This is a genomic window from Chryseobacterium sp. FH1 (genome assembly GCF_000735135.1).
Classification (GTDB): Bacteria; Bacteroidota; Bacteroidia; order Flavobacteriales; family Weeksellaceae; genus Epilithonimonas.
In genome coordinates this window covers 23,739-36,086 of record NZ_JPLZ01000001.1, presented here as the reverse complement: position 1 = coordinate 36,086, position 12,348 = coordinate 23,739, and the positions used below count along the sequence as shown (strand labels likewise).

Annotated in this window: 12 protein-coding genes; 4 read left to right on the top strand and 8 right to left on the bottom strand. The window is 36.1% G+C overall.

All coding sequences use genetic code 11. The annotated features are described in order from the left end of the window. Positions 1 to 29 precede the first annotated feature (29 nt). Entirely contained in the window at positions 30 to 881 is an 852-nt protein-coding gene (locus IO90_RS00170; protein ID WP_034962760.1) for a mechanosensitive ion channel family protein, read from the top strand. 24 nt (positions 882 to 905) lie between these two features. Here the strand turns inward: IO90_RS00170 and IO90_RS00165 are convergent, their stop codons facing one another. Continuing rightward, a complete protein-coding gene (locus IO90_RS00165; protein WP_228374623.1) occupies positions 906 to 2,126 on the bottom strand; it encodes a hypothetical protein in 1,221 nt (406 codons plus the stop codon). Further along, entirely contained in the window at positions 2,110 to 4,689 is a 2,580-nt protein-coding gene (locus IO90_RS00160) for a DUF2339 domain-containing protein (protein ID WP_034962757.1), read from the bottom strand. Before IO90_RS00160 ends, IO90_RS00165 begins: the two co-directional genes overlap by 17 nt. Before the next feature lie 64 nt (positions 4,690 to 4,753). Here IO90_RS00160 and IO90_RS00155 point away from each other — a divergent pair, with 64 nt between their 5' ends. After that, on the top strand, positions 4,754 to 4,963 hold the full coding sequence (locus tag IO90_RS00155) for a hypothetical protein (protein WP_034962754.1): 210 nt from the start codon (positions 4,754 to 4,756) through the stop codon (positions 4,961 to 4,963). Between the two features lie 72 nt (positions 4,964 to 5,035). Here the strand turns inward: IO90_RS00155 and sucC are convergent, their stop codons facing one another. The 6 genes from sucC to IO90_RS00125 all read right to left on the bottom strand — a co-directional run bounded on the left by sucC (position 5,036) and on the right by IO90_RS00125 (position 9,499). Then, the gene (gene sucC, locus IO90_RS00150) at positions 5,036 to 6,229 is read right to left on the bottom strand and encodes an ADP-forming succinate--CoA ligase subunit beta (protein ID WP_034962752.1); all 1,194 of its coding nucleotides are present in this window, start codon (positions 6,227 to 6,229) and stop codon (positions 5,036 to 5,038) included. A gap of 238 nt (positions 6,230 to 6,467) precedes the next feature. After that, on the bottom strand, positions 6,468 to 6,728 hold the full coding sequence (locus IO90_RS00145; RefSeq protein ID WP_034962750.1) for a hypothetical protein: 261 nt from the start codon (positions 6,726 to 6,728) through the stop codon (positions 6,468 to 6,470). A gap of 147 nt (positions 6,729 to 6,875) precedes the next feature. Then, entirely contained in the window at positions 6,876 to 7,262 is a 387-nt protein-coding gene (locus IO90_RS00140) for a DUF423 domain-containing protein (protein WP_034962748.1), read from the bottom strand. 23 nt (positions 7,263 to 7,285) lie between these two features. Beyond that, positions 7,286 to 7,690: a putative toxin-antitoxin system toxin component, PIN family gene (locus IO90_RS00135; RefSeq protein ID WP_034962745.1), complete on the bottom strand. Its 405-nt coding sequence runs from the start codon at positions 7,688 to 7,690 to the stop codon at positions 7,286 to 7,288. Then, the gene (locus tag IO90_RS00130; RefSeq protein WP_034962743.1) at positions 7,665 to 7,916 is read right to left on the bottom strand and encodes a hypothetical protein; all 252 of its coding nucleotides are present in this window, start codon (positions 7,914 to 7,916) and stop codon (positions 7,665 to 7,667) included. Before IO90_RS00130 ends, IO90_RS00135 begins: the two co-directional genes overlap by 26 nt. A gap of 254 nt (positions 7,917 to 8,170) precedes the next feature. Further along, positions 8,171 to 9,499 (bottom strand): hydroxymethylglutaryl-CoA reductase, degradative, encoded by a 1,329-nt coding sequence (locus IO90_RS00125; protein WP_034962741.1) that lies wholly within the window; start codon positions 9,497 to 9,499, stop codon positions 8,171 to 8,173. Between the two features lie 96 nt (positions 9,500 to 9,595). Here IO90_RS00125 and IO90_RS00120 point away from each other — a divergent pair, with 96 nt between their 5' ends. Both IO90_RS00120 and IO90_RS00115 read left to right on the top strand, forming a co-directional pair. After that, positions 9,596 to 10,951, top strand: a complete 1,356-nt coding sequence (locus IO90_RS00120; RefSeq protein ID WP_034962739.1) for a hypothetical protein — start codon at positions 9,596 to 9,598, stop codon at positions 10,949 to 10,951. Positions 10,952 to 11,062: 111 nt separating this feature from the next. Beyond that, complete coding sequence (locus IO90_RS00115) at positions 11,063 to 12,319, top strand: putative DNA modification/repair radical SAM protein (protein WP_034962736.1); 1,257 nt, start codon at positions 11,063 to 11,065, stop codon at positions 12,317 to 12,319. The last annotated feature ends 29 nt before the right edge of the window (positions 12,320 to 12,348 follow it).

Below are 12,348 nucleotides of genomic sequence, written 5' to 3'. Positions count from 1 at the left end.
ACTTTGCACGAAATCATAAAATCTTAAGAATGGATTATATAAACACAGTTTACAACGTCTTACAAAGATGGTACATCAGTTTTGCACAGCTCACGCCGAGGCTTGTTGTAGGAATTTTGATTTTCCTGTTTTTCCTCACCACAAGCAAATATCTCAGCCGATGGTCTGTAATGTTATTCCACAAGTTTTTCCCGAAAACTAAAAATGATTCAGTTGTAACATTGATTTCGGTTTTCAAATTCCTGATTATCCTCATGGGAACTTTCATCGCACTGGAGATCATGGGATTCAGTGGATTCTTTATGAAGTTTTTGGGAAGTTTGGGGGTTGCCGGTGTAATTGCTGGGGTTGCGCTCAAAGATTTGGTTTCCAGTATATTTTCCGGAATGTTGGTCAGTGTGGACAAGGCTTTCAAGATTGGCGACTATGTCACGATTGGAGGTAATTCCGGCACTGTTCAGGATATTGGATTGCTCACGACGAAGTTGATTACCGACGATGGAAAAAAAGTCTACATCCCAAATCAGGTGATTTTCAATTCGCCATTCTTTAACATCACAGCTTCGCCTCAACGCCGAATTATTTTTGACTTCGAAGTTCCGATGGGCGAAGATGTAAGTCGAGCAAAAGATGCGATATTGGATGAGATCAAAAGTTTGCAACACGTCGATAAGGCAGATTCTGCAGATGTCATCATTACCACCGTGAAGCAAGGTGTCTTCACTTTGCAGGTCAAATTCTGGCTGGAGATTGGAAGTGATTTTGGAAAGCTAAAGAGCGAAGCCATCATTAAAATCAATGACAGGTTAATGAAAGAAAACATTAGCTTGGTGACGCCAACAAGCATCAACATCACCAATTCCGAACCTCCGAAAGATTAAATCATTAAACTCACATTTGGAATTTTAATTTTCCTTATTCAAATCCTTGATCATCGTCATGGCAAAGTAACCAATGATCAAAACCGCAAGACCAATGCAAAGCCACATAAACAAAGGTGTTTGCCAAAAGGTTTTAGATGAGTCAGCATCTTTCGGATTGTCGATTTTGTTTAAATTTGAAATGGTCGCAACTGGGTAACTTTGATTGAAATCAATGCCCGACTGTGCCAAATCGTAAGCTGGTGCAGAAAGCTTCGAATCGATTTTAAAAATGTAATTTTCATTGGCTTTAAGGTCGGACAAAATGCTCACTGGATTTTGAAAAAATGAGATCTTCTTGATTTCCAATTCCGGATTGTCTTGATTATCAATTTCAATCGTGAATTCTTTGACCAACAATTCTGAAACTTCAAAGCTGTTTTTGACTTTAGAATTGAGTTGGAAATTGCTGATGGTTTCAGCATAATTGACTTCAGCTCTTTTCTGAATTCGAGTTTTATTAATGACAATTCGTGCTTCTCTCAAATAGAAATTTGGTGCCGAAATATCAAAACTGATGGCGTCAATCACCTGAGGATCTTTGAAGCTGAAGTGGATCTTCGTTTGTTTATTCTTTTTATCAGTCGTGATTCTCTGCTCGAAATTTTGAAGTTCTATCTTCGATTTTTTAATTGCATAATTTTTCTCCAACCCAACTTCCAAAACATTGATTGGAAGCGAATTCTTATCAATGAAATCAATTTTCAAGAACTTGTAATTATTCAAAGGAAAGGAAAAATCACGCTCCACGAAGTTTTCACCAGCATCGTTCAGTCCTATGATCTTCTGATTAATGACCAAGCCAAACCATTCCAAGTTGTTATTGCTTCCGCTGATGCTGTAGGTTTTATCAACATCTGTGTTGGCGATCTTTAAAGTGAGATGATCTAGGTTCAACGCTTTTTCGTTGGAAACAATGATGGACGTGACTTTATTTGGAACTGCGTTTTTTGATAAAATCGTCAAATTCTCATATTGTAAATCCGTAGATTTTCCCTCAAAAAGAACGTAAGGAACTTCATTATTTTTCGCATCGAAAATTCTCAGATGATCTAAATTATTTTGAGAAGCAGAACGCAATTCTGGAGAAATCACAATTTGATGCAAACCACTTTCTGAAACTGGATTCATCTTCCCCTGATAATTTTGCGCAGAGGAAAAGCTTAACGCAAAAAGAATGGAAAGTATACTAAATATGGTCTTCATTGTCTGTGTTTTGAGGTTGCTCATCGATCACAAGTTTTTTGATTTTCTGATAAACGAATGAGATAATTAAGATAAGAACGCCCAGCAAAATAAATGCAATAATTTTCCCAGTTTCTGACACGTTTGTAATGTCGAATAAGAAGAGTTTTGCAATCGTCAAACCTAATAAAGAAAGAGAAATAATACGCAAAGGTTTGTTCTGTTTTCTAATCCCGACAATCAGGAAAATGAAAGAGAGAACGCCCCAAAGAATAGGGTAACCAATTTTGATGATCTGAATTTTTGCTAATGAGATTTTATTGTCGATAAATGAGACTTTGTCAGCATTGTAAAGGCCGTCTTTCATTGGGTAGGTTTTCGCCAATTCTGCCTGATCCACGATGTCGCCGGAGAATATCAAGCTGTGGATCATCACCTCGTTGCTCAAAATATAGACCACACAAAAAGCCAAAAGCCACAGCGCAAATTTGTGATTCAAGAATTTTGAAAACTCGTTGTTTGCTCTGTTTGTAACGATGATGTAAAGGAAATAGCCTAGACACATCAACAATAGATAGTGTGTGAAATAAGCGGTTTTGTTTGAGGTGTATTGCGTGATGTTTTCAACCATTTCATTTGTCGTCAGTTGGAAGTAGATGATCAGGTAAAGCAAAATATTGATTCCTGCCAAACTAATGGCGAAGCTTGTATTGAAGTTGTTTTTCCGTTTTAAAACAAAGAAAATCAATCCTGCACTGAAGATAAAATGATACAAAACCGGAAGCGATGTCGCCGAATAATAATTTGTAATATATTCATTAGACTGATAAAAGACCTCGAACATTCCAACAAAATAACCAATGATCACCGACAAGATAATCGCCGAATTTCGATATGTTTTCGGATCGATCTCGAGGAAGTAGAAATGTGTGATCTCTTTTTCTTTTTTTAATAAATAATAGGTTGCCACCAAAGAAGCCAACGCCACCAATCCTGTGATGAAGATCTTATTGAAAAATGGTTTTAAAGTAATGTCTGTAAACTCATGATAATACTGATTCCAATCTATGAACAGACTGAAAAGCATCAGAATCTGAACGACGATCGCGCCAAATTTGAAAGTCGAAATCTTCGATTTCTGAGAAAGCCATAATAGCAAAACCGCTTCGCCAGCCCAAAACAAGGTGATGTAATTTCCATTGAACTGGAAAGGAATCGTCAAGGTTACAAAAGTCAAAGCCAAGCCCAGCAAAAAGTAAATCGCATTCTTGTTGATCCCAAATTTTCGGTACAAAACCATTGCGAAAACCAAATTGTACAAAGCCAAAGCAATTGTAAAAAGCCCTTTGAACTCAGGTTTCCAGCTTTGGATAATGCTTGCGCCCATTCCGAAATAGAAAAATGTGTTCGCCAGCATCAGGAAATATTCCATCTTCGTGAATCCGCCTTTGTTTCGGATATTGTTGATCACCGTCGCAATGCTAAAGATGATATAGAAAATGGTCGCGAAAAATAATGCACCACGATACGGAAGCTTGTTATCAGAATACTCGACGCCAAACCATCCGGAGAACAAGACACAAGTGAAAATGAATGCCAACAAAGTCACTAGATTCCATTTTTTGAAATAGGCAATGATCAACATTCCGATGTTCAGGATTGCAATGTAGGTGAAGAGAACTTTGTAGTTGCCTTCGCCGGTGCTGACCATAAATGGAACGGCAAAACCGCCAATCAAGGAGAGAATCGCCAATTCTTTTCTGTCATACGAAACCGAAAACAGCACACTGAAAATGGTGATCACCACCATAATGATGAAAGCAACGGTTTGGCTGAATAATTTGTAATCGTGGAAGGCAATTCCGATTGTGAGATAAAAAATACTGATAGCTCCGGCCACAAAAACGGAACTGAACGCCACGTAGTTTTTCTTCAATCGGTGGGCGATGACCATCACGATGGCGCCACTTAAAATCCCGATTCCGACACGCGCAGGTTCGTTGATCCAATCTTTGTCAATCGCATATTTCACAAAGAAACTGATTCCTAGAACTAAGATCAAAATTCCAATCTTGTTGATGAGGTTTTCACCGATGAATTTCTCGATGTCTGGATTTTTCTCTTTAAAGTTTTCTATCCAAGATTTTTTTGGAACGATCGGTTCTGAAATAATAGGAATTGCAGGTTCAAGAATTTCTTCTCTGACCACAACGGGATTTTCGTTTGAACTGAAGGCGACTTGAGAGATTTGTGCTTCTTCTTGTGGAATTGTTTTTTCTACACTTTCTTGTTCCTCTGTGATCGATTCTTCAATAATTGTTTTCTCAAAAATCGGCTCCTCAATTTTTGGTTCTACGTCTGTTGTAGGTTTTTCTTCCTCAACAATCGGAAGCTTTTCTTCTTTAGATGTTGTTCGTGACAAGTCATTTAAGATGAATCGCAAGGTTGAGATCTGTTCTTTCAGATCATCGATCTTGTTATTGAGTTGTTTAAAGTTTTGCTGCTGATCTGCGGGTTTTTGATTTGTTCTATTGTAAATGATCAAGGTGAAAATCAAAATCGCTAAGAGTAATACTACTTCCATATGTGTTCTTTCTCTAACAAATATAAATTAAAAATAGATGCTTTGGTAATTTGATTCTGAAAATGTGGCGAATAAAACAAATTTGAAAGGAAAGCTCAAACTTATGACCGTTTTGGATTTACAGACAAATGTTGTATTTCGCGAAGTTGCAGCCCGACTTGAACGAAGCTCATTTTTTGCGACGGGAAATGCGACGGGAAAAATAGCGGGAGTGGAAGGCGGAAAAGCTGCCATAAAAAAAGACTATAAATCGGTTTCGACGAATGTCAAATAGCTGTCCCAAATCAAAACACAAAAAAATCCGCTCAAAAAATTGAACGGATCTGATATTTATTTTAGAAAATTCTTAGCTAGCAAGAACTTCTTTTACTTTGTTTGCGGCTTCGTCCAAAGTAATTGCAGAGTGAACAGGAAGTCCAGACTCGTCAATTAGTTTTTTAGCTTCTACAGCGTTGGTTCCTTGCAATCTTACGATCAATGGTACTGGAAGGCTTCCCATCGCGTGGTAAGCATCTACAACACCTTGCGCAACTCTGTCGCATCTTACGATCCCTCCGAAGATGTTGATCAAGATCGCTTTTACGTTCGGGTCTCTCAAGATGATCCCGAAAGCGGTTTGAACTCTCTGTGCATCAGCTGTTCCACCTACGTCCAAGAAGTTTGCAGGATTTCCACCAGACAATTTGATGATATCCATAGTCGCCATTGCAAGACCAGCTCCGTTTACCATACAAGCCACGTTTCCGTCCAACTTCACGAAGTTAAGACCAGCTTCGCCAGCTTCTACGTCCAATGGATCTTCTTCTCTTGTATCTCTCAATTCAGCAAGGTCTTTGTGACGGAACAATGAGTTGTCATCCAAAGTTACTTTTGCATCTACTGCGATGATCTTGTTGTCAGAAGTCTTTAGAACCGGGTTGATCTCGAAAAGAGAAGCATCGATCCCGATGTAAGCGTTGTAAAGAGACGTAATGAATTTTGTGAATTCTTTGAAAGCATTCCCTTCAAGACCAAGTCCGAAAGCAATTTTTCTAGCTTGGAAACCTTGCAATCCGTAAGCCGCATCGATCACTTCTTTGTGGATCAAGTGAGGCGTAACTTCTGCAACGTGCTCGATATCCATCCCACCTTCTGTAGAATAAACAATCGTGTTTTTCCCTAAAGCTCTGTCTAGAAGGATAGAAACGTAAAATTCTTTAGTTTCAGATTCTCCCGGATAATATACATCTTCAGCTACCAAAACAGAATGTACTTTTTTACCTTCAGCAGAAGTCTGAGGTGTGATCAATTGCATTCCGATGATGTTTCCAGCGTTTTCTTTCAGTTTGTCCATATTTGGAGAGAACTTTACACCGCCACCTTTTCCTCTACCACCAGCGTGGATCTGAGCTTTTACTACCCAAGCTTGCGCTCCAGTTTCAGCAGTAAGTTTTTCGGCAGCAGACACAGCTTCGTCCACATTGTTTGCAACAAAACCACGTTGGATATTAACCCCGTATTTTGCTAAAATCTCTTTTGATTGATACTCGTGAAGATTCATAATATATTATTGATTAATTTTTAGATTTTATAAGATTCACAAATTTAAGAAAAAGTGATGAATTACATTATATAAATGTCTGATTGAAATCAGTTTTCACTATTATCTGGGTGTGTCCCTCGCCAGCGCTAAGTTCCAGCCGCTTGGGTCGCTACGACCGCTGCAATTCCTCATTGCCTGGCTTTAGCCAGCGTGTATTCTGGGATTTTCGCTAACATCGCTCACACAGCTTGGGTTTTCAGTAATTCCTTCCAACTTCTTTACAAAGTTCCAGATATTCTTTCGGCATATTCGAAGAGCCAAATCCGGTCTCATAATACTCATCCGAATGTGGAATGTAAATGCTGTATTTCTTACTGAATGGAAATATCGGAATGAAAAACAATTCGAAATAATTTTTGTAAACCGACACAATAGCATTTGCCATAAAGCCATTTTTCAGTACTTTACGGTCTTCTTTTCCTACGAGTTTGGTTTTGATTCCGAAGATGAAGAACATTTAGAGTCTATTTAAAATTACTAAACCACATAGACACATAGAAAAACGAAATATTTGTTTTGTTAAGGATAAAATAGAATCAAGTGTCCAACTATTTTATCTTAAAAATCTACAAATAACTATGTGTCTATGTGGTGAATATACTAATTAAAACTTAGCTTTAGCAAAATACCAGATCAACATTCCCCAACTAATGATCATAAACAATCCGCCAAGTGGCGTGATAGGTCCAAGGAATTTCAAATTAACGCCCCAAACATCCTGAAAAGCCAGACAATAAATGCTCACGGAAAATATAAAAGTTCCCGCGATCATCAAAATGGAAATCCATTTTTCAGAAGTCGTTTCGAATTTTAGAATATAACCTACAATCAAAAGGAAAAACGCCGCATACATTTGATAACGAACACCCGTTTCGAAGCTTTCCAGTCTTTCGATTGATAATATTTTTTTGAAGGCGTGCGCACCAAATGCACCAAGAACTACGGACAATAAACCGTAGATTCCGCCGATGATTAGAGTAAGGTTTTTCATTTAAATTTTAATAAATATTGATTTTATAGTAAATCCTGCAAGAAGTCTGAAAGTGAGATTACAGAAATATTTTCAGTTTTGAAATCAAGAAGTTTTTTGTCTCCAGTTACAATTGTTTTTGCTTTTGACTGTATTGCAAGGTCGAAAAGAAAATTATCTTTCGGATCAGGACATCCTTCAAATTCTTCTGTAATTTGAAAATGTTCGGTAACTTGTTGATGAAAATCAATATAGGAATCTAAAGAGAATTTTAATTTTTTCTTGATTTTTTCTCTGGAAAGAACATCTTTCAATTCATCAATTAAAAATGATGTTGTAAAAACACTCAATTCATTGTCTAATATGATTTTAGATAATTCATTAAGCTTTCCGTTGAAAAAATAAGAGACCCAAATATTGGTGTCAAGAATTATTTTTCCTTTTTTCATAATTCTCTTTTCTTACGATGTTGCATTCTTCCACAATTTCCTCCATCGTTATATTATTTGGAGTGATAGAATTGTCTAATTTTTCAGCGAGTGCCAAAAGGCGTTTTCTTTTGTCTTCAGAAGATTCATTTTTTGCTAAAGTTAAGTTTAAACCCAATTTTTTTGCAATCTCTAAAAGCAACTCCAAATCTTTTTTTGTGCCGTTATTTAAAATTAAAGTTTCCATTTTCAACTATTTATACAAATATAATTATTTCTTGCTCAATATTCCCAACTTGGAAATTTACCTCTTCAAAGGATTTGTTTTACATTTCCCCTTTTTGATATAAAATAACAATTTTCCCAACCAATGTGATAATTCCCAAGATGATGAACAGCCAAGAAAATCGTTTCGAACTTGCGAATCCGGGATTGTTTGTCGTTCTCAAAAATATTCCGAAAATCAAGATTAATACTGATAATGCGAGTCCAAACATAAATCTATTTATTTCTCAATTTTTCCAACTCCGCAATAACCTCGTGATGGCTCACCGTTTTGTCTTTGAAGTAGGTCACAAAATGCTGTTTCTCCTCTTCCGTCGCACCAAATTGATTCAGAATGTTGAATAGGTGCATTTTCATATGACCTTTCTGGATTCCTGTTGTCACCAAAGAACGAAGCGCTCCAAAATTTTGCGCCAAACCAGAAACCGCCAAAATACTCATCAATTCCTGAGCAGATGGCTTTCCTAATAAAGCCAATGAGAATTTTACCAACGGATGAAGATTTGTCAATCCGCCAACCACACCAACCGAAATTGGCAAGTCAATCCAAAATCTGAAAATCCCATTGTCCGTGGTGCAATGTGTCAACGAAGAATATTTTCCGTTTCTTGCGGCATAAGCGTGTGCGCAAGCTTCCGTCGCACGGAAATCATTTCCGGTTGCAATGACCACAGCATCAACACCATTCATAATTCCTTTGTTGTGCGTCGTTGCTCTGTAAGGTTCGATCTCTGCAATTGTCACCGCACGTTTGAATTTCCACGCAAATTCTTCATTGGAAATCCCGCTATCGTCTTTCAAATCTTCAATTTTGCAGGAAACTTCGGCTCTTACGATGCAATCCGGCGTGTAATTGGAAAGGATATTCATCACGATTTGCAACGAATCCTTTTCTTCCTGCGAGAAACTTTCCTCGTTGGCAACTTCTTCTTTCAAAGTTTTGCCGAATTGTTCAAGACAAGAATTAATGAAATTCGCGCCCATAGAATCCACGGTATCAAAACTCGCTTTCAATTGGAAATAATCTTCCAGTTCAGCAGTTTTGTCGATGAGTTTGATATTCAGAATTCCGCCACCACGGTTACGCATATTTTTGGTAATATCTTCCGTGGCCTCCAATAATTTTTTCTTCAGTTTAAAATTGAAAAAATGAAGCAGTTTATGAGCCTCGGTCTTGAAGATAAAATGCGTGTGACCCAGTTTTTCTGTGTTGATAATCGTTGTTTTGAAACCACCTTTGTCAATCCAGAATTTTGCCGCTTTGGAAGCTGCCGCCACCACAGAACTTTCTTCAACCGCCATTGGAAGCGCCAAAAGTTTACCGTCTATCAGGAAGTTTGGAGCAATTCCGTAAGGCATAAAGAAATTGGAAATTGTGTTTTCCGAGAATTCGTCGTGCAGTTTTTGAAGGTCTGGATTTTCGTTCCAATATTGAGTGAGAACCGTTTCGTGTTCTTTGTTTCCGTCGAGATATTCTTTGATTAGCCAATCGATTTTTCCTTGTTTTGACAATTTGGAAAAACCTTCAACCGGTTGATGGTTCATAGTAAAATTTTATGTTTGTAAAGATAAGGATTTCGGTGGACGCTGAATATAGCTTGCGTGAGTTTTCGTAGATTTGTTGTTACAAAACTAACTTTTATGGAAACACTTGAGAATGAAAAAATTTATATTTTAAAAAAAATTAATAATGAATATTTGAAAGAAAAATTGAATGTGCCGAATCTTTTATTTGAAAAATTAGATGTTTTTAAAAATCAATTTATAAAAGATAAAGACGATTTTATTTTTTTTCATAATACACTTAGGAATATCTTTCTTCCATATCAAAATAAATCATTTACATATTGTCGAGATTTAAGTGATTCATTCGTTAATCTTGAAATAAGTTTATTTGATTTTTATGTAAAAATTAATACTTTTTTTTCTATTGAAATTAAAAAAGATAAAACTGAATTTTCCTATAATTCTTTAAAAGTAAAAGCTTTGGAATATTTGGAATCTCGTAAAAATATAATTAATTATTACTTGTTTTTTTCCAAATTAAGAGAAACTAAGAATGTTCTCATTATTTCAAATAAAATTGGAGGCTGGTCAAATCCAAAATATCAAATCCCTGAAGACTTTAGTCTTGAAGTTAAAAGTAATTTCGGCTATGGAAGAGCAAGTTATTTTTATGTAACTATTAAATATAAGAATGTTAATATAACACCCTTTTCGGATTGGTTATATTATAGATTTTGTAAATTTTTTGAAATAAATGGTTATACAAAAAAATATCACTCAATAGGAGATTTGAATAAAAAAATCATATTCTATAGTTCTTGGAATGAAGTTGTTGATTTTGCATATAAAACAATTAAATTAATTGAAGATGATTTAGATACATTTATTCAAAATTATATTATTGATGAATTGAGATTGATGATTGAAGGGTTAATCAATATTTCAAAATATGATAATTTTGATTTTTATGACATTTATTCAAAAAATAATTTAAATGAAATACCAGCATTTAAAAGAGTCAATTTGAGAGGAGAAGAATTGCTTGAATTTAGAACAGAGAAAATTTTAGGCGCAATTGATTTTATTGAAGATATTACTAAAATTAATGACTTAATTAATTTGCAATCTTATATTATAGAAATTGAAAAGATATCAAAAATGTTTTTTCCTGTTGCATTACAAGAGTTTGAGAGAATAACCCTCATTTACTTAGATAAGAAGGAAGAGTATGACATTCTAAAACCACTTTATGAAAATCAGATAACATTATTTTATGAAGAAATAAATAGGATTGAGTCTATAATGAAAGAATTGAATGATGAGGAAATATTAAAAGATTATCAGTTTCAAATAATTAATTTAAAAAATGATATAAGAATTGTAAGTAAGAAAAGTATGCTTTTACACAATAATTTCAATCGTTTGAGAATTGCCTATGAAAAATTTGACCATTATATTTCTAAATATAATGCATATTTTGATAAAGTTTAAAGTCTCTTCGTTAGTACCTTAATTGACAAAAACTATCAAAATTGTAATTAATTGGACTTATTTTTGACGTAAATTTATAGCTCAATTCTTCTAAATAAAATTTTCCAAAATATGAACTTTGACCGCACAAAAGAAAAACTGGAAATACTTGCTGATGCTGCAAAGTACGACGTTTCTTGCTCATCAAGTGGCGGAAAAAGGAAAAATAATGGGGGATTGGGCGACAGTTCAGCCAGTGGAATTTGTCATACTTACACAGAGGATGGACGATGCGTTTCGCTACTCAAAATCCTTTTGACGAACCACTGCATTTACGATTGCATCTACTGCGTTTCCAGAAAATCGAATGACATCAAACGTGCCGCTTTCACGGTGGAAGAAGTGGTGGATTTGACCATCAGTTTTTACCGCCGAAATTACATCGAAGGTTTGTTCTTGAGTTCCGGGATTTTCAAAGATGCAGATACTACGATGGAACGTTTGGTTCGTGTCGCGAAAAAACTGAGAAACGAACATAACTTCAATGGTTATATTCATCTCAAATCGATTCCTGGAGCAAGTGATATTTTGATGCAGGAAGCCGCACTTTACGCTGACCGGCTTTCCGTTAATCTTGAAATTCCGACTGAATCTGGCCTCAAACTTTTAGCGCCGGACAAAAATCGGGAAGATATGCTACAACCGATGCGAATCGTGCAAAAAGGAATTCAACAATATAAAGACGAGAAGAAAATCATCAAAAGCGTTCCGAAGTTCGCGCCAGCCGGTCAATCCACACAAATGATTGTAGGCGCAACCAACGAAAACGATTTGCAAATCATCAAAGTCGCCGACCATTTCTACCAAAATTACGGAATGAAACGCGTTTATTATTCGGGTTATATTCCTGTCACGTCGGACAATCGCTTGCCGGCAATCACTGCGGAAGTTCCTGTTTTGAGGGAAAATCGTCTGTACCAATCCGATTGGTTGATGCGTTTTTATGGTTTCAAAGCGGATGAGATTTTGGATTCCAATATGCCATTTCTGGATTTGGAAGTGGACCCAAAATTGAGTTGGGCGTTGCGTCACTTAGACCAATTTCCTGTCAATCTTCAAACGGCGGATTACAAAATGATTCTAAGAATTCCGGGAATTGGAGTGAAAACGGCGATGAAGATTGTCAGTTCCAGACGTTTCCAGGTTTTGAATATTGATAATTTGAAAAAGTTAGGTGCAGCTGTCAATCGTGCAAAATATTTCATCGATTTTAGTTATGGCAATCCATTCTTGAAACATTTGACCGATTTGAATTTGAGAAAATTAATTATCGGCGGAAGTCAATCCAAGTTCCAAAATCAGTTTTCCCAGCAGTTGACTTTATTTTAAATATTGGGCTTTGCGAGCATCAGCCTGAC